At 55.5% G+C, this 26,109-nt stretch carries 22 protein-coding genes; 2 read left to right on the forward strand and 20 right to left on the reverse strand.

Annotation, left to right across the window (positions count from 1 at the left end; all coding sequences use genetic code 11):
* Positions 1–87 precede the first annotated feature (87 nt).
* Positions 88–543, forward strand: a complete 456-nt coding sequence (locus tag NYE33_RS28945; RefSeq protein ID WP_445669824.1) for an ABC transporter substrate-binding protein — start codon at positions 88–90, stop codon at positions 541–543.
* 106 nt (positions 544–649) lie between these two features.
* On the opposite strand, the gene NYE33_RS28950 is transcribed toward NYE33_RS28945, so the two are convergent.
* The 6 genes from NYE33_RS28950 to NYE33_RS28975 all read right to left on the reverse strand — a co-directional run bounded on the left by NYE33_RS28950 (position 650) and on the right by NYE33_RS28975 (position 6,274).
* Complete coding sequence (locus NYE33_RS28950; RefSeq protein ID WP_341068883.1) at positions 650–1,300, reverse strand: hypothetical protein; 651 nt, start codon at positions 1,298–1,300, stop codon at positions 650–652.
* A 36-nt stretch (positions 1,301–1,336) separates the two neighbouring features.
* Entirely contained in the window at positions 1,337–1,726 is a 390-nt protein-coding gene (locus NYE33_RS28955; RefSeq protein WP_042135495.1) for an iron chaperone, read from the reverse strand.
* 16 nt (positions 1,727–1,742) lie between these two features.
* On the reverse strand, positions 1,743–2,753 hold the full coding sequence (locus NYE33_RS28960; protein WP_341068885.1) for a phosphotransferase: 1,011 nt from the start codon (positions 2,751–2,753) through the stop codon (positions 1,743–1,745).
* A 23-nt stretch (positions 2,754–2,776) separates the two neighbouring features.
* A complete protein-coding gene (locus NYE33_RS28965) occupies positions 2,777–3,688 on the reverse strand; it encodes an alpha/beta hydrolase (protein ID WP_341068887.1) in 912 nt (303 codons plus the stop codon).
* 385 nt (positions 3,689–4,073) lie between these two features.
* Positions 4,074–5,315, reverse strand: a complete 1,242-nt coding sequence (locus NYE33_RS28970) for an RICIN domain-containing protein (protein WP_340947066.1) — start codon at positions 5,313–5,315, stop codon at positions 4,074–4,076.
* A 299-nt stretch (positions 5,316–5,614) separates the two neighbouring features.
* Positions 5,615–6,274 (reverse strand): hypothetical protein, encoded by a 660-nt coding sequence (locus NYE33_RS28975; protein ID WP_042140967.1) that lies wholly within the window; start codon positions 6,272–6,274, stop codon positions 5,615–5,617.
* A 173-nt stretch (positions 6,275–6,447) separates the two neighbouring features.
* Here NYE33_RS28975 and NYE33_RS28980 point away from each other — a divergent pair, with 173 nt between their 5' ends.
* Positions 6,448–7,335, forward strand: a complete 888-nt coding sequence (locus NYE33_RS28980) for a fructose bisphosphate aldolase (protein ID WP_171718593.1) — start codon at positions 6,448–6,450, stop codon at positions 7,333–7,335.
* A 403-nt stretch (positions 7,336–7,738) separates the two neighbouring features.
* Here the strand turns inward: NYE33_RS28980 and NYE33_RS28985 are convergent, their stop codons facing one another.
* From NYE33_RS28985 to NYE33_RS29050, 14 genes are all read right to left on the reverse strand, one after another.
* Positions 7,739–8,788: an Atu2307/SP_0267 family LLM class monooxygenase gene (locus tag NYE33_RS28985; protein ID WP_076242776.1), complete on the reverse strand. Its 1,050-nt coding sequence runs from the start codon at positions 8,786–8,788 to the stop codon at positions 7,739–7,741.
* A 319-nt stretch (positions 8,789–9,107) separates the two neighbouring features.
* A complete protein-coding gene (locus NYE33_RS28990) occupies positions 9,108–12,038 on the reverse strand; it encodes an insulinase family protein (protein WP_340947075.1) in 2,931 nt (976 codons plus the stop codon).
* Positions 12,039–12,131: 93 nt separating this feature from the next.
* Positions 12,132–13,202, reverse strand: coding sequence for a dihydrodipicolinate synthase family protein (locus NYE33_RS28995; RefSeq protein ID WP_076242774.1), 1,071 nt, complete (start codon positions 13,200–13,202; stop codon positions 12,132–12,134).
* Entirely contained in the window at positions 13,202–14,218 is a 1,017-nt protein-coding gene (locus NYE33_RS29000; protein ID WP_042140966.1) for an NAD-dependent epimerase/dehydratase family protein, read from the reverse strand. Before NYE33_RS29000 ends, NYE33_RS28995 begins: the two co-directional genes overlap by 1 nt.
* A gap of 57 nt (positions 14,219–14,275) precedes the next feature.
* Positions 14,276–16,138, reverse strand: a complete 1,863-nt coding sequence (locus tag NYE33_RS29005; RefSeq protein WP_340947079.1) for an IlvD/Edd family dehydratase — start codon at positions 16,136–16,138, stop codon at positions 14,276–14,278.
* Complete coding sequence (locus NYE33_RS29010) at positions 16,089–16,928, reverse strand: amidohydrolase family protein (protein ID WP_052421767.1); 840 nt, start codon at positions 16,926–16,928, stop codon at positions 16,089–16,091. The genes NYE33_RS29005 and NYE33_RS29010 overlap by 50 nt, the downstream gene beginning before the upstream one ends.
* An 18-nt stretch (positions 16,929–16,946) precedes the next feature.
* Positions 16,947–17,708 (reverse strand): SDR family NAD(P)-dependent oxidoreductase, encoded by a 762-nt coding sequence (locus tag NYE33_RS29015; RefSeq protein ID WP_042135488.1) that lies wholly within the window; start codon positions 17,706–17,708, stop codon positions 16,947–16,949.
* A 25-nt stretch (positions 17,709–17,733) separates the two neighbouring features.
* Positions 17,734–18,390 (reverse strand): RraA family protein, encoded by a 657-nt coding sequence (locus NYE33_RS29020; RefSeq protein WP_042135487.1) that lies wholly within the window; start codon positions 18,388–18,390, stop codon positions 17,734–17,736.
* A 48-nt stretch (positions 18,391–18,438) separates the two neighbouring features.
* Entirely contained in the window at positions 18,439–19,443 is a 1,005-nt protein-coding gene (locus NYE33_RS29025; protein WP_341068888.1) for a Gfo/Idh/MocA family protein, read from the reverse strand.
* Positions 19,440–20,441, reverse strand: a complete 1,002-nt coding sequence (locus NYE33_RS29030; RefSeq protein ID WP_341068889.1) for a Gfo/Idh/MocA family protein — start codon at positions 20,439–20,441, stop codon at positions 19,440–19,442. Before NYE33_RS29030 ends, NYE33_RS29025 begins: the two co-directional genes overlap by 4 nt.
* Before the next feature lie 79 nt (positions 20,442–20,520).
* Positions 20,521–21,426: a Gfo/Idh/MocA family protein gene (locus NYE33_RS29035; protein ID WP_341068891.1), complete on the reverse strand. Its 906-nt coding sequence runs from the start codon at positions 21,424–21,426 to the stop codon at positions 20,521–20,523.
* A gap of 663 nt (positions 21,427–22,089) precedes the next feature.
* Positions 22,090–23,154 carry a glycosyltransferase family 4 protein gene (locus NYE33_RS29040; protein ID WP_341068893.1) on the reverse strand — a complete coding sequence of 355 codons (1,065 nt, stop codon included), beginning with the start codon at positions 23,152–23,154 and terminating at the stop codon, positions 22,090–22,092.
* Positions 23,151–25,043 (reverse strand): WD40 repeat domain-containing protein, encoded by a 1,893-nt coding sequence (locus NYE33_RS29045; RefSeq protein WP_341068894.1) that lies wholly within the window; start codon positions 25,041–25,043, stop codon positions 23,151–23,153. Before NYE33_RS29045 ends, NYE33_RS29040 begins: the two co-directional genes overlap by 4 nt.
* A 2-nt stretch (positions 25,044–25,045) precedes the next feature.
* Complete coding sequence (locus tag NYE33_RS29050; protein WP_042135480.1) at positions 25,046–26,101, reverse strand: zinc-dependent alcohol dehydrogenase; 1,056 nt, start codon at positions 26,099–26,101, stop codon at positions 25,046–25,048.
* Positions 26,102–26,109 lie beyond the last annotated feature (8 nt).

Below are 26,109 nucleotides of genomic sequence, written 5' to 3' on the forward strand. Positions count from 1 at the left end.
TGCGTTTGGACATCAACGATCTAATCACTCTATGGAATCAGGCGAATTGCAAGGTCATAGATATCCGCCGGGTCACAATCAGGGCTGGTGAATCCCCGCTCTCCTATAAAGTGCCTTCCACCCTGTACCGCCAGAGCCAAAGAAAAGGTGCTCCAAGTCATACCTGCCGACAGCACCTTCTCCGTTATTGAATCGGGCGACAATAGCCTGATGGCCGTCGGAACCTCTTTCGGCAAAGGCGGCCACCCGATATACAACGGATTCGGGTTCAAGCCGCCTGCGGAGATTGCAGCGGAAATGGCCGATCCCGGCTGGGCTTCATTCTCTGCGGAGGTCCTGCCCAAGTATGCGGGAGATTATATTATTCTGACCTCCGATTCGGAAACGCTGGATGAACTTCAGGCGGACCCGATCTGGGGAGCACTTCCCGCAGTCAAGAATAATCATGTGTTCTTATGGACAAGCGACCGTTCCGGTTACTGGGACCCGATAGCTATTCTTAGCCAGACCGAAGAATTGGCCGCATGGCTTGCAGGCTTATAATTTATTCGGGAAACAGGTAGCCAAGCTATACCCCAAACCCCAAAAAGCACTCCCGGCCAGTACCAGCGTCGGAGTGCTTTTTGGATGTAATCTATGTATAACAGCTCTATTCCAGCGGCGGCTCCTGCAGGGCAAACAGAGTCTCCACCGGCTTGAAGTAGAGATGGCCGTCCGGCCATGGCTGGAAATGCAGATCCATCCGCGAGTCCGCCCACACTTCCGGAGTTCCGGATGTAGCCAGCTTCCCAAGCAGTACGGGTACCTCCACCACTGCCGGGAACTCCTGATAGCCGAACAGGAGGTTCTCATGTATTCCGATCACCTCGTATTTCGGTCCATGGAAAGCCTGTTCCTCCTGCAGCTGATAGTGGTAATAGACATAGCTCGCTACCCTCTCCGGCTTCAGATGCGCCACTCTTCCGACCATCTGCTCAGGCTTGGTCTTGCGCCGCCAGTGCGCAGCATCCGCTGGCGCATTGAAGTGAAACACATCGATCAGGGGAATCCATTGGCGGGGCTGAGCTTCTCCCGGCCAGTCGGCCAGATACTGCGCCGCCTGCGGCAGCAGTTCTTCCGGCAGGATCGCTTCCTCCATACATTCATAGTAGAGGAACACATTGTGATTCCAGCAGAATCCCGCAGCCGTCATCAGGCGGCCCTCCCGGATCAGCCTTGCCGCTTCGCCGCCGGACCGCAAATAATCCTTGCCCGCTTCGCCTGAATCCTTCAGGCATGCTCTTGCCATTACCCTGATCATATGTTTTGTTCAGCCTCCCGTTCTGCCTGAAACTACTTATTTCTTCTTCTGTGCCTTACCCGCTGCCTGCTGCTGATTTTCTTCCACTCTGAATTTAACGATCCTCGTAATGAGTTCATACGGAAGCGGCTCATGAATCGGAAATTGCACAGAGCCTTTGGCCCCTTTATATTTCGCAAGTTCCTCTTTGAACGCTTCAATTCCCTGCGGTGCCGGATAGAATCCAATGTGATTCTTGAATGCGGCGAAATGCACCAGATTCTTATGCAGGAAGAAGGTCGGCATCTGATAGCTGATCTTCTCTTCTGCCTCAGGCGCTGCCTCCCGGATGACCTTGCGCAAGGTCTGGAGAATCTCCTGGACCTCTGGTGCATAGGCGGAAATATATTGATCGACAGATTCATAGGTGACTTTATTCTTTTCCATCGGGGCCCAACTCCTTCTAGTTCATACTTAAGTTCGTAAGCCATTGCAGGCAAAGCGGAATGAACGCTTCATAATCCTTCAGCGCCTGCAGCGTAGGCAGCACCTGGCTTGTCCCAAGCTCCCGCTCCGCTTCATCCGGGCCTTCCAGCCCCAGCGACCGCCGGATGCTGTAATCCAGCCAGCCCAGCTTCCCGTGGTAACCGCTGCTTAGCACCTCCGGCCAGGGGTCACGCGTCTCTCCCCCATGATTACGGTAAGCCTGAATCAGCGTACAGAAGGCCTCCTTGCGGATGTGACCACTCTCAAAGTCTGACCAATAGAGTGCCACTTCAACCAGCTCCTGCGCCGGGTTGATCCAGCCCGCAGCCTCCCAGTCAATAATAACGGGCCGGCCGTCATGATCCCATAGCACATTCTTCGGGTCCAGATCCCGGTGGCTGATAATCCTGTTGCCATTAAGGATCGGCATAGCAGCATTCACCAATTCCTCATAGCGGTAGAGCTTGTCCAGAGCATCCATAAGGGAAGCGGACCATGGAAGATCCATCACTTGACCTTGTACGGCATACCCTTTCCAATCGGTCTGCAATTGTTCCGCTGTGCTATCCCTATGGAGCTCATTATGGAGCGGAGAGAAGTCTGTGGCATGTATAGCCGCGAGAGCTTCCCCCATAGTGCTGCAGTGCTCCAGCCCCGCGTTGCCTGCAGATATAGAGCGGCCTTGAATCCATGGAAACAGCAGATAATACTGCCCGTCCACTTCATGCATACAGCTCCCCTCATGCAGCAGAGCCGGGAGAGCATTGATTCCATGTCTGCTTGCGAGCTCCGCGGCCTTCTCGGCGGCTGTCAGGTTATTCATCACCGATTCCCGCAGCATAATCTGCGGATTCAGCGCTTTCACTGCGTACTCTGCCTGATCCGTGGTCATCCGGTACATCCGGTGCAGGAACCCGCCGAAGATTTGCTCCGGCTCAGTGCGCAGTGACCCCAAGTTATATGTAGCACATAGCTTTTCAAAATTCAATTTATAATTCGTAAGCATCATCGTCAGTTAGTCCTTCCGGCATAAAAAATCAAATACTCATCCAAGTGGGCTCTCCAATACTCCCCGTCATGTTTCCCTGCTCTTAAGTGATATTCAACCGGCACGCCCTTATCCTTAAGCAGTGTATATAATTGCTCTGCACCTTCATAGAACCGGTAGCTGTCCTCTTCCCCGCAATCCAGGTATACTGCCAGACCCCTTAAATCCCTATCCTTCGCCAAAATAAGCGGATCACGCTCCTGCCGCTCCGCTTCTGTCGGATACAGGAATCGGATCAGGCCGTATTCACCGCCCACCGAAGACCAGTCATCCAGAAACAGCGCCGGACTATGCCCGCCTGCCCTGCTGTAGACATCGCTGTGCAGCAGCGCGGCATGCAGGCTGACAAAACCGCCCATTGAAATACCGCCAATATAGCGCGAATCCCGCTCAGCTATCGTGCTGAAATGCGAATCCACATAATTCACAACATCCTTCACCAGATAATCTTCATACATCCCGTTATAGGTCGTCAGGGGATCACCCGGATCGTTCACTGCATAGGTAGGAGAAGAATTCAGCCCATAGCTGTTATCCATCTGCGGGGAGACGATAATGAGCGGATGGATCTGACCGGCTTGGGCCAGCCTTTCTGCATTCAGATGCAGCCCGAGGCCAGCGATCATATCCGTTTCTTTGCCGCCATAGCCGTGGATGAGATAGAGGACCGGGTAATGCTGCTCCGTGCTGTACCCTACGGGCAGGTAAATACTGAGCCGCATCTTCTGATCCAGCGCCTCACTGTGGAATGTTAAATTTTGAATTCCGGGGGTCTGCAGCGGTGCTGCTGACGCAGTCCCTTCGGCTGCGGCTGCGGACGCTTCCGGGGAAGCTGTCTGGACGGCCGCTGAATCTGTACCGGAAGAACAACTCACAAGCGACATGCAGCATATTAGCATGATTAGCATCGTTAGCACCTTTAGTTTAGACCTGGCATTTCCGCGGCTTTGCATAAATCGCCTCCAATATTCCATTTATCCCACCGAATAATAACGTTTACAATAAACATTATCATATCAATGAATGTTTGTGGTATGACTATTCTGCCGGCTGGAGCTGGATCAAGCTGGAACTTAGTCCGCTTCAGCAAGAATATCCGCTTTGAATAATATTATTCTAGTACAAGCACGTACAAGCATATACAAGCACGAAAGACCGCAGCTTCCGCGGTCTTTCGTACCCCTGTCAATAATCTCCATTCGCATCCCGGTCTGATGAGCGGGAAGATGGTATAAGCCTTAGAGTTATAGCCAGGCTACCCTAGTTAATCTTGGTGAGCAGCCACTTCTGGGCATCTGTTCCGTTGTCGGTCCATTGCTGCACTGCCGCACCATCCGCTGTAGAGGACGAGGAGACATCCATAGCCAGCCCGCTCGCTTTGGATATAAGCTTGTAGTAGCCGCCGCCTACATCGATGATGCTCCAGCGCTGGGCATTGCTGCCATTGTCATTGGCCTGCTGCAGCTGGACTCCGCTCGAAGTAGAGGCATTCGGAACATCCAGCACCTTGCCGCTATGCATCGCAGTAAGCTTGTAGAAGCCATCCCCTGTGCTCTCCACTCTGAACTGCTGGTTGCTGGCAGTATAATTAGTCCACTGGTGCACTTTGGCCCCGTCTGCCGTGGAGACATCCTTCACATCCAGCACTTTGCCGCTTACTTTGGACATTAATGTGTATACTCCGCCGCTGACAATGCCGCTCGATGGAGCGCCTTCCTGATACACACGCACATAGTCAACCAGCATTTGTGCCGGGAAGCTGGTAGCACTGTTCGGTGCGCCCGGCCAATTGCCGCCTACCGCAAGGTTCAGCAGCAGGAAGAACGGTTTCTGGAATTCCTCTGTATTGCCTGTTCCGTTCTCAATATAGAATTGATTGAACTGGTTGCCGTCCACGAACCACTTGATATATTTCGAATCCCACTCCACGCTGTACACATGATACTGGGAGAAATCCAGACTTCCGGACACCTGCCCATATTCGGCATGCCCGCCTGCATCCCAATGCACTGTACCGTTGACGAAGGCGTTATTATTCACCCGTTCCATAATATCCGTTTCCCCGGAGGCCGGCCAGCCGGCCGTGGTGATATTGGAGCCCAGCATCCAGAATGCAGGCCATAACCCCTGGCCTGAAGGCAGCTTGATTCTGGCTTCTATTTTGCCGTAGGTGAAATTCTTGAGGCCCTGAGTCTTGATCCGTGCTGAGGTATAATTCATGCCGCCATAGGATTCCTTCTGCGCTGTAATTACAAGGTTGCCGCCGGTAACCTGCAGATTCTGTGCCCGGTTCGTATAATATTGCAATTCATTGTTTCCCCAGCCGCCGCTGCCGGTGCCGGTCTCGGCAGTCCAGTTGGCGGTGTTCAGGGAAGAGCCGTCGAACTCATCGCTCCAGGCCAGATTCCAGGTTGAAGCTGCGCTGGAATTCCCCGTAGGCACCAGTGCGATCAAAAGCGTGAACAGCAGAAACAAACTTAAGACTTTTCCTCTTCTCAACATCGTTGTCCTCCTCTTTGCTATTCAAGGTTGCCCATCCTATTTCAATGCACGCGTACGTTCGTGCAGTTGAAACCTAACCCAACCGGTTTCGATAATGGCATTTGAGAGCGTCTTCATCCGCTACACCCCATATATATCGTTTTTACTCCCGGTAAGAACTGTAATTTTGACAATTCAGCGAACCCGGCAGAAACAGAAGGAGAAGTGACTGTGTGTAACCTATACACTCTTAATTTCGCAGCAAAAGACCGCTTCCATAGAGGAGCGGCCTGTGCTTATCTTATGCTTTTACCTGCATTTTACTCCATTCCGTGCTCTTCACGGATTTTGTACAAGCCCTGCAGCAGCAGCTCCGAAGGATCGCGGTTCAGCTGCAAATGCGTCAGCAACAGATGAAGCGGGATCGCGCATACGTTGTTCCCGTCAGTGATTGCAGGGAATCCTGCTTCAAAGACCGGGCCGTGCTCCGGGTTAAAGGCCAGGCCTGCATGGACCTGCTCCGGTGCGAACTCTTCACGGACAGCGGCGATGCACATGGGAACCAGCACATTATCAACAACGGCCTTGGCTTCCTCTTCATTCGGAAGAGGTTTAGGCAAGGAGTTGCCTCCCTTGGTCTTCATCAATTCGTGGAAGAAGGAGGCCATCCAGATCTCCGGACTGCTTCCGGACTGGAATCTGCCGGCCAACTCACGAAGGAAGAACCCGCAGTAATAATCATCATTGGCACTGTCCTTGACACGATACACAAACACCGGGCCGTAAGTATCCAAATTCAGAACCTGGCCTTCCACTTCACTGAAACTCATTTTTAGAGCTACAATGCCGTTATGAAAAACAGCCTTCAGCAGCTCGTTCCATTTCTCTTCGGTCATGACCTTCTCGGCAGCTTCTGCTTCACCGTTTGTTGCCTCATTGGTTGTCTCACTGGCTGTCTCATTGGTTGTTTCATTTGTCATAATTATTTTCACCCCGCTTCCTATCATACCATCCTATTGAACAAGGTAACATACCATATCTCTCAACTCAAATGGAAAGCTCTGCCGGCTCAAATGTATGTCCCCAACCAAAAGTGCTATACTAAACAGATGGAGTCACCATTTCATTTCGTAGAAGGGAAGGACAAATATCCATGAATACGAAACAATTGGACAGAATTCACACAGGCAAGGGCTTTATAGCTGCTCTGGATCAGAGCGGGGGAAGCACACCCAAAGCGCTGCTGCAATACGGCATTAAGGAAGACCGCTACTCCGGTGACGAAGAGATGTACGCGATGGTCCACGGGATGAGAACACGCATTATTCAGAGTCCCGCATTTAATTCGGAGCATATCCTCGGCGCTATTCTTTTTGAGAACACGATGGACCGTTTCATAGACGGACAATTAACCGCCGATTATTTATGGGAACAGAAAGGCATCGTGCCTTTTTTGAAAATCGATCAGGGACTGGCCGCGCAGGAAAATGGGGTTCAGCTCATGAAGCCCATTCCCGGTCTTGATGACCTGCTGGAACGGGCAGTCAAGAGGAATATCTTCGGCACCAAGATGCGCTCAGTAATCCATGAAGCTAACGCGGAGGGTATCCGGCAAGTCGTAGAACAGCAGTTTGCTGTCGCGGGGCAAATCGCCGGTTACGGGCTGGTTCCGATTATCGAACCGGAAGTAGACATTCTCAGCCCGGACAAAGCAGAGTCCGAGCAGCTGCTGAAGCGCGAACTGGCCGCCCAATTATCCGCTCTGGAAGAGGGCGTCAAGGTCATGCTGAAGCTGTCTCTTCCAACTGAAGATAATCTGTACAGCGAACTCGCCGCAGATCCGCATGTAGTCCGCATCGTGGCATTATCCGGTGGCTATACCCAGGCAGAAGCGAATGAGAAGCTGGCCCGCCAGCATGGACTCATCGCCAGCTTCTCGCGCGCCTTGTCCCAGGGCCTCAGCGATCAGCAGAGTGACGATGAATTTAATAGCATACTTGCTGCGTCCACCCTTGCGATCTACGAGGCTTCCATAACTTGAAGCCTCCGCTGCTCCGCCTTTTCTCTTAAGTTTCCCACCCAATCTATAGAGTTGCTTGATTAGCAGACGAAGACCCCAGGACTAATGTCCCGGGGTCTCTTTGTTAAATAAGCCAAACATACGACTAGACTAATCCCAAAGCAGTAACCGCCCCATCGCTAAAGGTCCATCGGAACGGAATAAATCTAAAATGTTGTAAGGATTGCAACTTTGAGCCTGCGATGCCTGGGGCTACGGGTGAATTGTTGTATGAAATACAGGAATTCTCCCGCTAAACCGCTTGATGGAGGAGTAATGCTGTATTTCATACAACATATTCCGATTATGGCCGGGTTAGTGAAGAAAATGTTGTACTTTGTGCAGGATTTTGCGATCAATGAGAAGTTTCTCGCGGAAACAGCAGCTATACGTTCTTCAAACGAGCGGCTTCCGCCCGCACAAGTGGCGCTACTTCAGTTCCGAAGAGGCGGATCGCCTCCATGACCTCCGCATGCGGCATGGAGCCATGCGGCACATGCAGCAGGAACCGCGTGATCCCCACGTGCTGGTACAGGTGGATGATTTTGCGGGCAACCGTCACCGGATCGCCAACATATAACGCTCCGTCAAAGCTGCTCGCCGCTTCATAATCCGCACGGTGATAAGGCGGCAGCCCCTTCTCCACCGCCCGGACATTCGTCCTCGCGTGAGTGGACGGGAAGAACTTCTCTAGCGCCAGCTCATTGCTCTTCGCAATGAAGCCATGGGAGTGCGAGGCAATCGGCAGCTGTGACACATCATGACCGGCCTTGGCCGCTGCTTCCTTGTACAGCCGTACATGCGTGGCATAATCCGAAGGATTCACATTGCCGATAATCGCCAGGGCAAACGGCAAGCCCAGTGTGCCGGCACGGACCGCAGACTCCGGACTTCCGGCACTCGCAATCCATACAGGCAGGAGATTCTGCTCCGGACGCGGGTAAATCCCCAGATTATGTATTGCTGGGCGGTGCTTCCCGCTCCAGGTCACCTTCTCCGACTCGCGGAGCTTCAGCAATAAATCGAGCTTCTCGTCAAACAGTGCTTCATAATCCTTCAGATCATAGCCGAATAACGGGAATGACTCCACAAATGAGCCACGGCCTACCATAATCTCGGCACGGCCGTTCGAAATCCCGTCCAGTGTGGCGAAATCCTGAAATACACGCACCGGATCAGCTGACGAGAGAATCATGACTGCACTGGTTAGACGGATTCTGTTCGTCAGCGGTGCAGCAGCAGCCATTAGAACCGCAGGCGATGAAGCTGCAAAATCAGGCCGGTGATGCTCACCTACGCCGTATACATCCAGTCCCACCTGATCCGCGAGCACGATTTCCTCCACCACTTCACGCAGCCGCTGCGCGTGGCTCAGGGTCTCACCGGTATTCACATCAGGCGTTGTCTCGACAAAGGTGCTTATTCCAAGTTCCACTTGTTGTTCCTCCTAAAAGTTATGTTAGCATCTGCTCCATGGGAGTCCCCTTAGCAAAACTTGCTACTTGCTTCGAAAGCATACGCATAGTCAGTAATCCTTATATTTTAAATCTAAATAGTTAAATATTCAAAAACTAAATTTCCGCGCGGCAAAAAACCGGAGTCCTCCGCCGCCTTGGGCTGTCTTGCTGATTAACCTAGGGCGAGTCCGGCATAACCGGTGGTCTGTAATAGCCTTCTGGAGATACATCACCGCTACTCTATAACCTGAAAACAGTCCCGGTTATGTTAACCGGGACTGCAGAAGAATACGCCAATTACTTCACCAGTTCCTCCAGGCTGCCGAATAGATCGCGGACCGATTTCAGCTTCGACTCATTGCCGACCACACAGAAGTAATTCTGCTGCGTCACTGCCTGAAGCAGGCCGGCATATTGCCTGATATCCCCTGAGGTTGTTGACAGAATTTCATTCCGTTCCTGCTGCAGGTCTGCAGCGGTAATCTGCTCGAAATAATGCCGGTCCGCCTGCCGTCCTTGTGCACCGGGACTCAGCGGCTGGTCCACCATCGCCAGCGTACCGATGATCGCCTTCGTCATCTCCTCTTCATCTGCTGCAAATTCCCCGGCAAACAGATATGCCCGGTCATAAATCTCCAGCGTCTCCTGCAAATTCGGATCACGGTAAGAAGTAAACAGGAGCACACCGTCTCTGCGCAGAACGAGATTGCCGCCATAAGCTCCGCCCTTGACCCGGACAGCATTCCACAGGTAGGTCAGGCTGAGGATTCTTTTGAGCACCTGCAGCTTGCCGGAATAAGCAAACCCCAGCTTCGTGAAGTCATACCCTTTGACCACATACTGCACCTGGCTGGCAGACATGAACCCTTCGTTGCCCGCCTGGTCCAGCGCAGACAGCAGCGGCAAGAACTGAACCTGCTGGTCCCGCAGATCCAGCTGCGCCAGGTGTGCAGTGAATTCCGCATACGTATCCAGCGTTCCGGTTACGGACAGTGTTACATTCTGCGTATTGAACAGAAGCCCGCAGATTTCCTTCAGAGTGTCAGCAAGCAGTTCAGCCTGCTGGTCAATCCGGCTGGCCAGCTCTTTGATGAAGCGGTAATAGGCGATACCGCCGAGCTGCTCCTCATGCATCCCTCTATCCGTGAAATAAGAGAGCACCCGGCCGGCTGCGATTTCATTGCCTTTCTGGTTCAGCATTGCTTCCATGCCGGAGGCTTCCCGGCGGACAATCTCCTGCAGCTTGGATAAATTATTCAAGTTGCTATTGTAGAGCAGCTCGTGCAGCAGCTTCAGGGAACCGCCGATGTTGCCTTGCATGACCTTGATGCGGGCGCTGAATTTGGGCTGGTAGCTTCCTTCGCCAGCTGTGCCGGCCCTAAATATCTCATTCTGAAAGCGGATGCCGCCGGTTGTGATCCCGATTTCACTGGTCAGCTCTTCAATGCTGTAAGCCGCAGTCTCCAGTTGCCCCAGTACCCTCGCCAGCAGTTCCAGATAAGGAATCTGTTCTGCCGTCAGAACCCGGGTGTCCCAATACAGCTTAATATAGGCGATGGTTCCCGCAGCCGCTTCATGATGCAGCACTTTGATTCCATCCAGTCTATGCTCCTTAGTGGGCACCCCGGGCGGAGCGCTGCGGTCAATGTCCTGAAGGGACAGCTTCGGAAGCTTCTGCAGATCCTCCGCGGCATCCGGACGGTTCTGCCGGGCCAGCAGCTTCTCCGTATTCAGCACCAGCTCTTCGCGCTGTACCGGCGTCAACGAGGCTTTATATTCAGTCAAACGGCTTCGGGCCGCCGCTTCCTTGTCTGCCGCAAGGGTCTGGGAAGGCTTCAGGACAACGACGCTGCAGTGGTCGCTATTCAGCAGGTAGGTCTCGATCAGCCGCTCGAAATACCGGTTAGCACTTTGTTCGCGGATAGACGCAATTGCAGCTTCATACTCCAGATACGTGGACGGCAAGCCGTCATACAGCCAGGCCTTCATCACTTCCATATTATAGGTCAGGCCCTTCGGGTACTGGTTGAAGTCTGCTTCGCGCAGTTCAAATTCCTTGCTGTTCACCGCAGCCAGCACCAGCTTCTCATCCAGGCCGTCCGCGGCAAGGCGGCTTAACGTCGTTCTGACCAGATTCACGAAGGCCTCCTTGGCGGAGGGATTAGAATGGGTCAAGGCAATGCCAAGCATAGGCTGGACCATACTGTCGGAATAGAAAGAGACGACATCCTTGCCGAGTCCGCTCTCCAGCAAAGCCTGTTTCAGCGGAGCGGCGTTGCTGTCCATCAGCATGCTTTTCAGAATGGCAAAGGCCAGATTCAGCTCCCGGTCCAGGGAGGTTCCGATTACATAGTTCAGGCTCACGTAAGTCTTATCAGCGGCGGTTTCGGTCTCCAGAATGGGATACTCCGCCGTAAGCCCGGTTATTCCTGTCGGCTGCTGCAGGGCAATCCCCGTATCGATATCCTTGCGGTTATACCGGCTGAGATATTCCTCGTGGATTAATTGCAGCCTCGCTTCGATATTCAAGTCTCCATAGAGATAGAAATAACTGTTGGACGGGTGGTAATAACGGCTGTGCGCCTCCAGGAACTGCTCATAGGTCAGCGCAGGGATATGTTCCGGGTCTCCGCCGGAGGAATGCCGGTATACCGTATCCGGGTAGAGCGACTTTTTGATCCGGTCGATTAATACCGTGACGGGTGAGGAATAAGAGCCCTTCATCTCGTTGTAGACGACACCCTTATAGATCAGCTCATCCCCGGAGCGCGGCAGCTCGTAATGCCAGCCCTCCTGCTCAAAAATCTCCCGCTGGCTGTAAATGTTCGGCTGGAACACGCTGTCCAGATAAACCTCCATCAAGTTGGCAAAATCCTGTTCATTCCGGCTGGCCACCGGATACATCGTCTTGTCGCCAAAGGTAAAGGCGTTCAGAAATGTTTTCATTGAGCCTTTCAGCAGCTCTACAAATGGTTCCTTTACCGGATATTTATCCGAGCCGCACAGGACCGAATGCTCCAGAATATGGAACACTCCCGTGCTGTCTGCAGGCGGAGTCCGAAAGCTGACACTGAACACCTTGTTATCATCCTGATTCTGTACGTATAGCAGCCTTGCGCCGCTCTGCTGATGCTCCAGCGTATATACCGAGGATTCGATTTCCCGGATATACTCCTGATGCATGACTTGAAACCCGGAATAGACTTGGCCTGTGATTAAGCTGCTCATAGATTTCCCTCCTTGGTTCAGGGCTGGCCTGATGCCATGAGCTTATCATATCCGGGCTTTCGGGTTCCACTGGGGAATGTGCAGACGCCTCTTTTAACGGAGCCATTCCTCCAAATGCGCTGCCACGAATTCATCATCCGTGAGATGGGGGTAATCCCTGGTGACTCTGCTGATCTCCTCCAGCTGCCCGGGTGAGAGCTGCTCCTCCGGATTCAGGCACCATAAGCCTTCAAGCAGTCCCTGGCGGCGCAGCGCCTCATGAATGCCCGGAATACAACCGTGAAATTGATGGGCCGGATCAAACAAGGCCGCGTTGCTGTCGGTCACCTCAATGCCAAGGGTCAGCCAGCTGGATGACAGGGTAGCCTCATTGCGCATTTTCCGGATCGTATCCAGAAGCTGAACCGCTTTGCTTGTCCAGACCGCCCAGTGACCGAGAAGCCCGCCGACAATTTTCTTCTCCATGGGTTCCCCGTTAACCTTGAAGCGGTAGGTGGTGAGCAGATCCGTAACAATATTATCGTCATTGCCGGTATAGAGAGCGATTTCGCTGCTGCGGCTGGACTCCATCACCGCCCGGACCACATCGAGGCTCTGATAACGGTTGAACGGTGCCATTTTGATCGCGATAACGCCTTCAATCTCTGCAAAGCTCCGCCAAAAGTCAACGCTTAATATCCGGCCGCCCACGGAAGGCTGCAGATAGAAGCCGAAGACGGGAATCACATCCGCCACTCTCCTTGTGCGTTCCAGCAGCTGCTCCTCGCTCCAGTCCTGCAGTCCGCCCATGCTGAGAAGTCCCGCCTCATAGCCCAGACCTGCGGCGAGCTGCGCTTCCCGGACAGCCTGCTCCGTGTCTCCGCATATGCCTGCCACCTTCAGGAAAGGACGGGTAAGGCCGGCACGCTCCACTTCTTCCGCAGCCAGCCTGAGCACCGGCTCCAGCAGCCCGATCCCGGGGTCCCTGATTTCGAACTGCGTGGAATGCACGGCTACAGCAACTCCGCCTGCCCCGGAGGCGATATAATAACGGGTCAATGCCCGCTGGCGGCGCTCATCCAGCTTGCGTTCTGCCGTAAGGGCCAGAGGATGCGCCGGAATCGCCAGACCTTCATGCAGCGCTTCATAGAGCTCCGGAGTTAACGGTTGTCTGCTCGCTCCCATTAATAGTTGCCCTCCCGTTCCTGAAAATGTGTCGGCTTGTTCCAGGTCTCACTGCCCGCAGCCACCCAGTCCGCCACCCAATCGATCATCTGTGCCAGCGATACCCGGGGATATCCGAAGGAAGCCGCGGCCTTCGCAGCATTGCTCAGCAGGGCTTCCGGGGCTTCAGCACCCGTGAAGACAGGCTCAGTTCCCAGCCTGCGGCCGATTTCCGCGGCCGCCCAGCGCAGCGACACCGTCTCCGGTCCGGTGATGTTCATGACATTCGGCGGCGAGCTGCAGCGGAGCAAGGCGCGCAGGGCAAGCTCATTGGCATCCCCCTGCCAGATGACATTGGCGTGTCCCATCGTCAGATCGATGGGCCGCTGCTCCTTAACGGATCGGGCAAGCTCCAGCAGAACGCCATAGCGCAGGTCTATGGCATAATTGAGCCGGTAGATGAACATCGGCGTATTGTTCTTATGCGAGAAATGCTCGAAGATCCGCTCACGCCCCAGACAGGACTGTCCATACTCGCCGTTCGCATTCGGTGAGGTGCGTTCTGTTGCTCCGCCTTGGCCCACCGGCGTGAACGGGTAGACATTGCCTGTCGAGAAGACGACAATCCGCGAATCGCGGAAGCGCTCCGCCACACGCCCCGGCAGATAGGCGTTCATCATCCAGGTGAAATGCTCATTGCCTGTTGTGCCGAATTTATTGCCGGCCATGTACAGGATATTCTTCGTGTCAGGCAGTGCCCGCAGCGCGCTGTCGTCAGACAAATCCGCCGCGATCACCTCCACTCCGGCTTCAATTAATTCTTGCTTCAATGCATCATTCGAGAAGCGGGAGACGCCTATCACCTTCTTGTCCAGCCCTGCCTCCCGGATGGCATTTACGGCCAGCCTGGCCAGACTCGGGCCCATTTTGCCGCCTACTCCGAGCAGCATGATATCCCCGTCGAGCCGGGCGAGCTCCTCCAGCAGTGCGGCAGACGGACGGGCCAGCCGGTCTTCCAGCTCCTGAACAGACCGGATCACAGCTTGCGTTGGCATTTGCATAAGAATTCTCCTTTAGGTGGATAAAATTTATGGTTAGTCCTGCTTGGCTCCGTCCAGCAGCTCCCGGCGAAGCTCTGCCGGCAGCAGGAAATCGAAATCACAGCCCAGATTCGCCTGCAGCACGCGCTCATGGAACAGCAGGCCGTAGCCTCTGTCATAATGGGGCTCCGGCGCCTTCCAGGAAGCCCGCCGCCGGGCCAGCTCCTCATCCGGCACCTTCAGGACCAGTCTTCTCGCTGCAATATCCAGCTCGATTTCATCGCCGTCCTGTACCAGCGCCAGCGTTCCTCCTACAGCCGCTTCCGGCGCCGCATGCACGATCAGGGCGCCGTAGGAGGTGCCGCTGATCCGTGCATCGGAGATGCGGACCATGTCTCTTATGCCGCGCACCAGCAGCTTCTGCGGAATCGGGATCTGCCCGATCTCCGGCATCGCGGGCGCACCTTTGGGGCCGGCGTTCTTGAGCACCAGTACACTGTGCTCATCTACCGCAAGCTCCGGGTCGTCGATCCGCAGCTGAAGATCCGCCGGGCTCTCGAACACCACGGCGCGCCCGGTGTGCCGCTTCAGATGCGCTGATACCGCAGTCTGCTTAATCAGCGCGCCGTCCGGGGCCAGATTGCCGCGCAGCACGGCAATTCCGCCCTCTCTGTCCAGCGGCTCCGCCACGCTGCGGATCACCTCCCGGTCCAGCGTGACCGCCTGGACCAGATTCTCCGTAACCGTCCGCCCGGTTACGGTCAGGCAGCCGCCATGCAGCAGCGGCTCCAGCTCCTTCATCAGCGCAGGCACGCCGCCTGCTTCGAAATACTCCTCCATCTGATATTTGCCCGAAGGCCGCAGATTCAGAATGAACGGCGTCCGGCGGCTGATGTCATCGAATGTCTCCAGCGGCAGCTTCCGGCCCAGCCGCTGGGAAATCGCCACCAGATGGATGATGGCATTCGTGGAGCCGCCGCTGGCCATCGTGACCGTGATGGCATTCTCCATTGCCTCTGCCGTCATGATGTCGCGCGGGCGGATATCCCGCCGCACCAGCTCCACAATCTGCTTGCCGGTCCGCTCGGAGAGATGCCTGCGGCGGCTGTCCGGCGCGGGGATGGCCGCGCACCCCGGCAGCGCCATGCCAATGGCTTCGGCAATCGAGGCCATGGTGCTGGCTGTGCCCATCACCATGCAGTGCCCGTCGCTGCGGCAGATGGCGTCCTCCGCCACCGCCAGCTCCTCGTCCGTAATATTTCCCGCTTTATGCTCCAGCGTGAAGCCGTAGCAGTCGGTGCAGGCACCCAGGCTGCGTCCGCCCAGGCGGCCGTTCAGCATCGGCCCGCCCGTGAGCACAATGGCCGGAATGTTCACACTGGCCGCGGCCATCAGCTGGGCAGGCACTGTTTTGTCACAGCCGCCGAGCAGCACCACCCCGTCTATGGGGTGGCCCTTCATCATTTCCTCCGTGTCCATCGCCATCAGGTTGCGCAGCAGCATCGTCGTCGGCTTGACATATGGCTCGCCGATCGATATCGTCGGGAATTCCATCGGCACCCCGCCAGCCTGCCAGACCCCGCGCTTCACATAATCCACCAGCTCATTAAAGTGCGAATGGCACTTGTTCAGCTCACTGAAGGTATTGCAGATGCCGATGACCGGCTTCCGCAGATCCTCTTCTGTATATCCCATCGACTTTGTAAACGAACGGTGAATGAAGCCCCACAGATCTTTTTCCTGGAAATAGGCTTCACTCTTCAGTCTGCGTCCGGCAGCACCGCTCCCGTCACTGTCCGCCCGGCTGGTTTCCGTATGCTCCTCCATGCTCCATCTCCCTTTGGCTTCCAGCCTGCTGTTGTACAAATTAGACCAGCCCGAGGATTTCCGGTGTCGGCCGGTGAATAATGTCTTCAATGAAATCCTCCGCTACACGCGGCAGCCTGGTTCCCTCCACCGGATCATTGATCCGGTACAAGGCATCCAGCATCTGCTGCGTACCGAAGAACGGATAATCCGAGCCGAACAGCAGCTTGTCCTGCACCCCGTATTCCGCAGCGGAGACCAGTGCATTATAGAATTGCCACGGACGGCTGCCGAGTGCAGACACGTCCATGTACAGGTTAGGATGCTTGCGCACCAGCGAGATGCATTCATCCACCCAGGGGTGACCCATATGGGCTACGATCATTTTCAGCTTCGGAAAAGCCCTGGCAATTGGATCAAGCATCGCCGGGCGGGAAGCATCCAGATATCCCTCCGGGACAAAGGATGTTCCCTGATGCCATAGAACCGGAACGTTCAGTTGCTCCGCCTTAGCATAGAGCGCCATATGCTTCGGATCCTCCGGATAAAAGTTCTGATAGATCGGGGCCAGCTTCAGTCCCTTCAGCCCGAGCTCGCGGACAGCCGTTTCGAACTTGCCTACACAGTCCAGATCATTCGGATCCACGCTGGCAAAACCAAACAGCCTTCCCGGGTCCGTACGGCAGTATTCCGCCACATATTCATTCGGCACCACCAGCCCGGTGGCAGACGCCGCCATCGCCAGTACTATGGCTCCCGAGAATCCTTCCAGGTTGCCCCGGTGCTGCTCCGGTGTAGCCTCAATATTCATATCCGGGCCCCAGGCGCGCTTGATCGCGGCATCCGTAGGTCCGGCCACCATTCCCGGTCCAAACAAATGAGTATGTGAATCAAAAATCATCTCTGCACCTCCTTCAATCTACAATTCACTTCCGTTAGCCAGATGTCCGCCATCTACACGGACCGTTTCTCCCGTCACATACGCCGCTTCGTCTGAGGCCAGGAAGAGAAACACGCTGGCAACCTCCTCTGGAGCCGCTGCCCGTTTCATCGGAGTATGCTCCGAATGGGACGGCAGTCCGCTTTCCTCGCGCAGCCTGCGGTCCAGCGGGGTATCCACGAAGCCCGGCGCCACTGCATTGACCCGGATACCATACGGAGCCAGCTCTACCGCCATAGACTCTGTCAGCAGGATAACGGCAGCCTTGGAAGCATTGTAATGCGCAAGCTCCGCGCTGGCCGATATTCCGTTTTTGGAGCTCATATTAATAATTGCACCGCCGCCGCCCTGGCCAATCATCTGCCTCGCAGCCAGCTGGCCAAGCCTGTACACCGCACGGACATTGATCTCGAAGACTGCATTCCAGTGCTCCAAGGAAATATCGAGAAAGGATTCTCTATAGGCAATTCCTGCATTATTCACAACGATGTCAATTCCGCCAAAATGCGCGAAGGCCCTGGCCGCAGACGCCTCAAGCTGTGCCGGGTCGCGCAGATCGCAGACCTCCGTGGTCCAGCTTCCGCTGTAGTCTGCCAGTTCATCAGCGGCAGTAAGCAGCTCTGCTTCGCTGCGGTCCAGCAGGACCACGCGGGCCCCCTCTTCCAGGAAACGGCGGGCAATCGCCAGCCCGATGCCCCGCCCGGCGCCGGTTACCAGCACTCTTTTTCCAGCCAGCCTCATGATGTAGACACCCCGCCTTCGTGGTTTAGAGTACTCCGTATTTATCATAGACCTGCCGCAGCGTAAAGCCCGCCAGCAGCTCATCGCGTGTATGATTCTCGCGTGTCGCCTTATCCGTCGCCAGTGCGAACACTTCATCAATGATGGCGCCCGGTATCACCACGACACCGTCACGGTCGCCAAAGATAATGTCGCCGGGCTGCACCAGCACACCTCCGCACTGCACGGGAATATCGTAGTCGATAACGATCCCGCGTCCCTGCGAATCTACCGGCTTGGTGCCGGTAGCGAAGACGGGGAAGCCCAGCTCCAGAATTTTGGCTGTATCCCGGATTAAGCCATCCACGATCGCTCCCCGCCCGCCGCGCATCTTGGAGGCCGTTGACAGCAGCTCCCCCCACAGGCCATTCTGCCTGGATTCATTCGTGCAGCCGATCACAATTTCTCCCGGCTTGACGCTGTCTACCGCTTCAATTTCCTTAGTGTAGGGATCTTCGGGCAGATGGTGGATATCCACCGACAGAATGGTTTTCGCACGTCCGGCCACCACCCAGGAGGGATCGACCGGATTGATATTCTCGCGCATCACCTGATTGCGGTAGCCCAGCTGATCCAGCGTATCGGAGATAACCGCCGAATAGAGCGTTTCACACATCGTATCGAATAGCTTCTGATCGTCCATTGTTCATCCCGCCTCTTTAATGTGGTTACATACCTTCAAATCCTGGCATTACCTGTGCAGCTTAACCGGTTGTCCTTCCTGTACGGAACGGTAGGCATTCAATGCGACCTCCGCCGATCTGAGACCATCCAGTCCGGTCACCGGTACCGGCGTGCCTTCCAGCAGTGCCTGCACGAATGCCTGCAGCATCAGTCCGTTCATATCGTCTCCCCAGAAGGACCAGCTGCCTTTGCCGGATGCTCTGCCATACACATTGTTCTTCTGATTGAAGGCATCGATGGAGATGACTCCCTCTGTCCCGATGATCTGCAGGGTTACATCCCCCCAGGTGGGAAATCCGGGATTACGCGACCAGCTCGGGTCCAGAACGCCGAACACGCCATTTGCAAAAGTGACATGCACCATGCCGGAATCATCAATCGTCCGCTTGTGCTCAGGATCGAATAAGGTTCCCGCATAGGCATAGACCTGCTCGACCGGTGAGCCGGTGAACCAATTCATCAGATCCATCACATGTACTGTATGATCCAGCACAGCGCCACCGCCCGAAAGCGAAGGCTCGGCGAACCACGCCGGACCCGGGAACGAGCCTCTGTTGGTTCCTTTAAAAGCTATAATCTCTCCGATCTCCCCCCTGTCAAATGCCTCCTTGGCCCGGACCACCGGGGTTAGAAAGCGGCAGGGAAAAGCGGTCATCAGCTGGACCCCTTTGGCTTCGCAGTCTGCAATCATCCGCTGCATCTCCCCGGCAGAGAGGCCAAGCGGCTTCTCGCAGAGAACATGCTTGCCTGCTTCAGCAGCGGCAAGGGTATGCTCCGCATGATGAACATTCTCCGAGCATATGATCACCGCATCTATCGACGCATCGGCCAGCAGTTCGCGGTAATCGCTGTAGTAAGGGATGGCATGGCGCATGGCCAATTCCTCTGTCCGCTCCGGCACGGGATCAGCGATTCCGCCTACCTTCACGTCCGGCATCTGTTGAAGACAGGCCAGATAATCATAGGCATGGGCATGGGCGAAGCTGAGCATTCCCACATTGAGACGTCTCATAGAATCCCTCCTTTGGCATCGAGCTTAACGGGAAGTCCGGTTGCCCCTGAGCTCACGGCAGCTTCCGCCCAGCGTACAGCCTGAACGGCATCTTCTGCCGTGACCTTAGGCTCCGCACCGCTGGCAATGCACCGCAGGAAATGCTCCAGCTCTTCATAGTAGGGGTCTTTCAGCAGCACGCTTGCCGGAGTCTCCACGAACCCCGGAGCAGACCCCGAGGCAGCTGCCCGCCGGATATGCACGCTTTCCCCGTCCGGGGTTCCGCCCGAGATAATGACTTCTGCACCGGCATATTCAAACGCAGTATGAAACGCGCCAGGATACCCCCAGAAGGCCTCCAGCTGGGCAAGCGTTCCGTTCCCGAAGCGGAAGGTCGCGGAAGCATAATTCATTGTCTCCGTCCGGTGCTCGAAGGCATACACCTCCTCCGCTTCGCCAAAGGTCCCGCGGATATAATCAATATCGTGAATCATCAGGTCCACAATCACGCCGCCGCTCAGCGCCGGGTCGCGGAACCATTCCTGAACCTGGCCGGGATGCGAGCCTGCTCTCTTGGCATGGTAGATGCCGCCCCCGCCTCCGCCATGCTGCCTGATCCCTTCCGCAAGCTGGCTGTAGGCGGGGAAGAAGCGGACCACATGTCCGACAAATAACCGGACACCTTTACCGTTACAGTAACGGACCGCCTCCTCGGCTTCCGCGGAGGTCAGCGCCAGCGGCTTCTCGCAGATCACATGTGCACCGTAGTCCGCTGCCAGCCGTACCATCGGCACATGCAGATAGGTGGGTACAGCTATACTGACCACCTCCGGTTTCTCCCGTTCGAGCATTTCCTGTGCCGTCAGATAATACTTCACACCTGCCAGCAATCCAAGCCTCTCGGCCGCTTCCCCGTTGATATCACATACCGCGATGAGCTGAGCCTCAGGCATGGACATATATCTGTCCGCATGAATGTTCCCCATACCGCCGCAGCCGATCACTGCTGTCTTGATCATTCCGTTTCTCCCCTTTCCGAATGTAACTCTTCTTCACAAAAGAACAGCCTGTCCGTATCATCGGGTACGATTAAGCTCCTTACAGAAGTACGGTCTGCCCCGTTACCCTGCTCTCATTGGCCGCTTCCAGAAGGCGGATCAGCTCCAGCGTCTCCGCCGGGCTAACGGGCGGAGGCGCTCCACCCGCCATCAACAGAAACTGCCTTAGCAGATTCTGATGGCCTGCTTCATAGTGCCCGCCCAGCGCATTTACTGCGGTGCTGCCCCGTTCCCTGTGCAGCACAGCAGTGAAATCGGTGCCTCCGGTTACGTTGCCGCGCATGGTGCCGATCCGTCCGTCCCTCCACTGCCCGACTGCCCATTCCTGGGTTTCATTACTCTGGGCTCTCACCGATATGCAGCCTCCGCCAAGTGCCGCGTACAGCATCTCTGCGGTATGAATGCCGTACCAGAATAATCCCGGCTGGGTCGGCTGCAGCTCGAGCGGACCGCAGCAGTCTGCTCCTACAATGGAGCCTGCACTCTCATCCTTCAGCGCCTCATTCAGCGGCCCGCCGAACCGGACCATCGAGCTGGAGAAAACGGGTGTCCCGTAGCTTGCAGCAAGCTCCATGATGGCCCGGGCATCCGCGCTGGTGAGCGCAAGCGGCTTGTCGATGAACACCGGCTTGCCGTAGGGTGCCAGAACCGCGAACTGTTCACGGTGTACTCTTCCGTCTACAGAAGTCAGCAGTACCGCATCCGTTCTTTCGGCTACTTCAGCAATGGAAGACACCAGCTCGACACCATAGTGCTCCTGCAGCTCCCTGCTGATCTCTTCCACCCGTGAGGCGCTTAACGGGAAATCCGCCGAGCCCCCGGCATACCCGCAAGTCAGCCTCCCGCCGGGTACATGCAGCGGATGGGACGCACGGTTCAGCAGCGAAGCATAGATTCTGCTGTGTGAGGTATCCATGCCCACCATACCAATGTTCAGCTCTTTCAACTCTGCACCTCCGCCCGCGTAGACTTGGGTTAACTAGTACTTGCAGCAACTAATGTATTCTGTTCCAAATGGATATTCAGGGATAGTTGTATATAGTTGTATAATGTACAATTAAAAAAGCTCAAAAGGGATGCTTGCATCATATAACTGCAGTCTGTACAACTAAATTTGCCCGAATGGGCCAGAACCAAGGAACAAAGGCAGTTTAATTGTACGAAATACAACTAAACGGATTATTGGTTGAAAATCAGGCGATTTAGTTGTACAAAGTGCAATTAAGCATACCGCATACCGCCTACCGTTTACCGTTTACCGTTTACAGCTTACCGCATACTGCCTACCGCTTACCGTTTACCGTTTACCGCAAACGCCCAGACATATGCCGTAATCGGGTCATGGGTTGCCGTGACTCCAAAGAATATTTGGCCCTCCGGCCGCTGTCTGTCCCCAGGTTTCTTGATCTAATCCGCTGTTCGCAGTGGAAAATCTCAGCCAGCTTATGCTTCCGATGCTAGCTTTCCTATGGAAAGCTTTCTGGCGACGCTACCTTCATACAGTTCCAGTTCAAATTTCCCCTCCGCTACTTTTCCCAGTCCGTATATTATTAAGTTCAATCTATATAGCAGTTAATGAACGCCCCCTTGTGCCTGCGGACAACTTAGATTAACTGTGGTATGCACGTTCCCTTACGAAATGTTCCAGTAGCGCCATGTATGCTTTTCCAACCTCTTCAATGCTATACACCGTTCTTGCCTTCTGCTCGCCCAAGGTCATCAAGCGTTCCCGCAGGGCGTTCTGTTCGAGCAGCAGGGCCACACGCCGGACACATTCCTCTTCATTTCCGGTAGCATACAGCGATACACTCAGCTCATCATCCAGCAGCTCAGGCAACGCTCCGACCTCCGGCACGACAACCGGACACCGGCAGGCCATCGCCTCCATGACGGTCATCCCGAAGGATTCATTGCTGGTAGTACTGATATACACCCCGCCACTCCCGGCAACCGCAGAATAATAATGGTGCATCTCTTCATAATCCACTTTGGGCAACCACTCAAAATGCCGGATTCCCAGCTCCTGCACTCTCGCCCGGAGTTTGCCGGTAATTTCTTCGGGAGCGGTGTAACCGCCGACAAGCAGGAACTGCAGGTCCGGGAATTGCGCATTCAGCCTGCCTGCTATGTTCATGAAGGACTCCCAGTTTTTATGCCGGTCCAGCTTGCCTACCCACAGAATGGTAGGCGGCCGCTCGCCGGAGAGGGGTTCGTATTTGAATAGTTCCGTATCCAGGCAGTTATTGATATGACAAGCATCTGTAATCCCGATTCCCTCCAGCATTTCCTTCATATAGGCCGAGGGTGTGATGACATAGTGAAAGGGCAGACTGTCCCTGGATTCAGCCAGTATCCGCAAGGGCTCCTCATAGGTGGTGTGCACCTCGTGAATGATCAGCTTCCGTGCTTCCGCCGGGCCCAGCGCTTCATACAGCTCATAGGTATCAATGGTGATGATTACGTCAAAGTCATGCTCCTTAATGTAGCTCCTGATTTCATCAGGTGTTCCGAGGATACGGACATGCGCATAGCCTTCAAAAGCGCCGGCCCCGCCGTAGTCCTCAAGAAAAGCAAAATGCACCTCCGCACGGCCGCGCAGAAACTTAAGCCTGTTCGCCAGCTGCGTGGTGACTCCGCCCAGCAGGCAAAATTTGTAGAAATATAGGATTTTCATGATTCCTCCTGACTTGCCGTCAAGGCCTGCATCCGGTACAGCGCGGTTGCTCTGGCAAAAAACAGTTCCCCTTCGCCGTCCACCGCAAGCAGCCGGGCATCGTCGTCCAGCACCTCAAGCCTGTCCTGGCGCACATCATATTGGAACAGGGTTTTCATTGCGGTTCCGTACAATATGCCTTCCCTGTACAGCAGCTCGTTGCCTCCCCGCCAGAAGTGGGTCATTTCTTCCCAATCCGCCGGGCATACCCGAATCGTCCTTTCAGTCTCCAGCGTGAACGGATTAAACAGGAAGAGCAGCCCTGCAGTGAGTCCCCATACCTTGCCTTCATCATCCAGCGCCAGCGCCGGGATGGCCTTTTCTCCCGGTACCGGAACGCCCTCCCACACCTTGCGGCGGGTGTTCACATCCCAGATCATCAGGGACGCTTCCGTCCGCTCCGGCGCTATGCCGAGCCCTCCCCAGACAGAGCCTCCGGCGAACAAAAGGTCTTCACTTGCAGTCAGTGACACGATGCTCTGCTGCGGCAGCAGCCCCCTGAGTACTTCCCGCGCCCCGGTTTCTGGATGCAACAGGGTTAACGCACCTCCATGACGGCCGTAGGACGGTACGGTTCCGATAGCCAGTTCTTCTCCCGCCCGGGTCCAGGCAAAAGCACGGTCCTGTTCTTCGCCTTGCAGGGAGAAAGCCAGCCTGGGATTAAGGCCGGGATTCCATTCCCGTGACGGGTCATAGGCGAAGATATTCGCTTTGGGGTACACTCCCAGATACATAATGCCGCCGGCTTCCATCATGCCCTCGATCTGCCCGATCCCCCGGCGGGAAACGATTTCCGAGGTGGCCGGATCGTAACTGGCCAATCCCCCGGCGAAATAACCGCCGGTATACAGCTTCCCTTCCGGCCCCCAGGCCAGGGACTGCAGGTGAACCGGCTGCCCCTGCAGCATGAAATCCATGACCGTGTGCCGGTCATGCTCCGGATCATAGATCCAGCAGGTCCCGTCCCTGCGCACACCTGCCAGGCAGCTTGCCTGCGGATTCAACGGATGGCCCTCCAGCCAGCCGTAGTCTCCTGCCGGTTCCGGCATGGCAAATGAAGTAGGGGTAAGCACGCCCGTTGCCAATGCATAACGCTGCAGAACATCATCCTTGATGAAATAGATGTTCCCGTAACGGTCAGGCGGCGACACACTGAGTCCACTTACATGATCGATAGAATTCTCCCATTCGCGCAGCTTCAGATCATAGATATATAATCTAGAACTCGGTGTTATCCGAATTATCAGCTTCCCGTGTACAATATTCAGATCATACACCAGCTGCTCTGTGCGGCTCTCTTCCGGCAGGCTGATTTCACTCCGTTCACCTGTCTCTGTGTCCAGTTCCACAATATGCGGACACCGGGTTCCAGCCCCCACATATAGCTTGCCCTCCCAGGCTTGCATGCACCGGGCATATTGCTCTCCGTCCACCATGGCGCCGTAATCTCTGAACTGTCCCGTGGACGGGTTATATTGAAAGACTTTGCCGCCGGGATAGCAGCCTCCATAGATGTTGCCTGCGTTGTCGGCGGCAAGCCGCCAGGTGTAGAATTCGCCTGGAATCATCTCCCCCAGGTTCTCGATGCCCTGTTCATGCGTAAATCTGTATAGAATCCCGCTGCCGCCGATGTAGATTCCGCTGACCGCCGCAACCACTCCCCAGCAATGATCCGAGCCTTCCAGCGCGAATTGCTGCACTGGCTCGGTACCAGCAGGATCAAGTACAAACAGCATGCAGGGACTGCCGGAGGATACGGCATAGATCCGGTCCTGCCCCTGCCGCTTGCCATATGCCGATGCCCATACCGCAAGCCCGTTCAGCGGCTCGCCGATCCGCAGCGCCTCCATGATTATTGCCCCTCCCGGGCTTGGGCTGCAGCAGGCTCTGCTTCCTGAACACCGGTTACAGGATAGGCGAGCACTGCTCCCAGCAGCTCTGCAGGAGATTGTGCATACTGTAAGAACGCATCGGCTGAACGCTCCAGGGGGAACACCTTGCTGATCAGCGGTCCTACCTGAATATCGCCTTCAGCGATCAGCCGGATGTATTCCGCCATGTTGCGTCCTTCGGTCCAGCGGACGTAGCCATAAGGATAATCAATCCCTTGCTTTTCATAGACAGGATCGTAACGGCCCGGACCGCCTGCTCTGGAGATCAGTACCTGCGCTTCCTTCCCGAACATCAGCTCCCGCGAGAAGTCCGCCTTCACATCTCCGACCAGCAGCACCTTCCCCTGGTTCCTCACCCATTCCAGCGCCTGATCGACAAGCCCGCCGGATTTGCCCCCGGCACAGATCATTACGGCATCCGCTCCCATTCCCGCCGTCAATTGTTCCAGATGCGAGCTGACCTGCTCCGGACTCACTGCAATGTGGCGGATGCCAAGGCTCTCGGCGATACTGCAGCGCGCTTCAAGCAGATCATAGACGATGACCCGGCAGCCGGCAGCCCTGGCAATTTGCGCAATCAGCTGGCCGAGAATTCCTGCTCCAATCAGCACCAGCGTCTCGCCGAACTGCAGGTCAGCCTGCCTTACGGCATGCACTGCGATGGCTCCAAGACCCACCGTTGACGCTTCCACCGGACTGACATGCTCCGGAACCGGCACCATGAGATGCTGTGGCATCAGCAGCCATTCCGCGTGTTTCGCATAAGGCCCCCCGTAACAGGCCACCCGCTGGCCAACTGGCCAATGCTCCATTCCCTGTCCACGGGAGCGGATGATCCCTGCCGCACTATATCCGAGAACTATAGGTTTCGGGCGGTGAGCACCATTCATCATCATTTCTGTTCCGGGGCTGATGGCCGAATATTCTGTCTCAACGAGCACGAATCCGTCCTCCAGCACCGGAGCGGGAATCTCAGCCACGTTAATTTCACCATTCTGGGATAGTACCGCCTTCATATAGCCTC

It is taken from the genome of Paenibacillus sp. FSL R10-2199 (assembly GCF_038000235.1).
In the GTDB taxonomy this organism is placed as follows: Bacteria; Bacillota; Bacilli; order Paenibacillales; family Paenibacillaceae; genus Paenibacillus_AQ; species Paenibacillus_AQ phytohabitans.

Excerpts from the sequence above, each read along its gene's own strand:
- NYE33_RS28950 (WP_341068883.1), bottom strand. The coding sequence starts at position 1,300 with ATGATCAGGGTAATGGCAAGAGCATGCCTGAAGGATTCAGGCGAAGCG.
- NYE33_RS28955 (WP_042135495.1), bottom strand. The coding sequence starts at position 1,726 with ATGGAAAAGAATAAAGTCACCTATGAATCTGTCGATCAATATATTTCC.
- NYE33_RS28970 (WP_340947066.1), bottom strand. The coding sequence starts at position 5,315 with ATGTTGAGAAGAGGAAAAGTCTTAAGTTTGTTTCTGCTGTTCACGCTT.
- NYE33_RS28975 (WP_042140967.1), bottom strand. The coding sequence starts at position 6,274 with ATGACAAATGAAACAACCAATGAGACAGCCAGTGAGACAACCAATGAG.
- NYE33_RS28980 (WP_171718593.1), top strand. The coding sequence starts at position 6,448 with ATGAATACGAAACAATTGGACAGAATTCACACAGGCAAGGGCTTTATA.
- NYE33_RS28990 (WP_340947075.1), bottom strand. The coding sequence starts at position 12,038 with ATGAGCAGCTTAATCACAGGCCAAGTCTATTCCGGGTTTCAAGTCATG.
- NYE33_RS28995 (WP_076242774.1), bottom strand. The coding sequence starts at position 13,202 with ATGGGAGCGAGCAGACAACCGTTAACTCCGGAGCTCTATGAAGCGCTG.
- NYE33_RS29010 (WP_052421767.1), bottom strand. The coding sequence starts at position 16,928 with ATGATTTTTGATTCACATACTCATTTGTTTGGACCGGGAATGGTGGCC.
- NYE33_RS29015 (WP_042135488.1), bottom strand. The coding sequence starts at position 17,708 with ATGAGGCTGGCTGGAAAAAGAGTGCTGGTAACCGGCGCCGGGCGGGGC.
- NYE33_RS29020 (WP_042135487.1), bottom strand. The coding sequence starts at position 18,390 with ATGGACGATCAGAAGCTATTCGATACGATGTGTGAAACGCTCTATTCG.
- NYE33_RS29025 (WP_341068888.1), bottom strand. The coding sequence starts at position 19,443 with ATGAGACGTCTCAATGTGGGAATGCTCAGCTTCGCCCATGCCCATGCC.
- NYE33_RS29030 (WP_341068889.1), bottom strand. The coding sequence starts at position 20,441 with ATGATCAAGACAGCAGTGATCGGCTGCGGCGGTATGGGGAACATTCAT.
- NYE33_RS29040 (WP_341068893.1), bottom strand. The coding sequence starts at position 23,154 with ATGAAAATCCTATATTTCTACAAATTTTGCCTGCTGGGCGGAGTCACC.
- NYE33_RS29045 (WP_341068894.1), bottom strand. The coding sequence starts at position 25,043 with ATGGAGGCGCTGCGGATCGGCGAGCCGCTGAACGGGCTTGCGGTATGG.
- NYE33_RS29050 (WP_042135480.1), bottom strand. The coding sequence starts at position 26,101 with ATGAAGGCGGTACTATCCCAGAATGGTGAAATTAACGTGGCTGAGATT.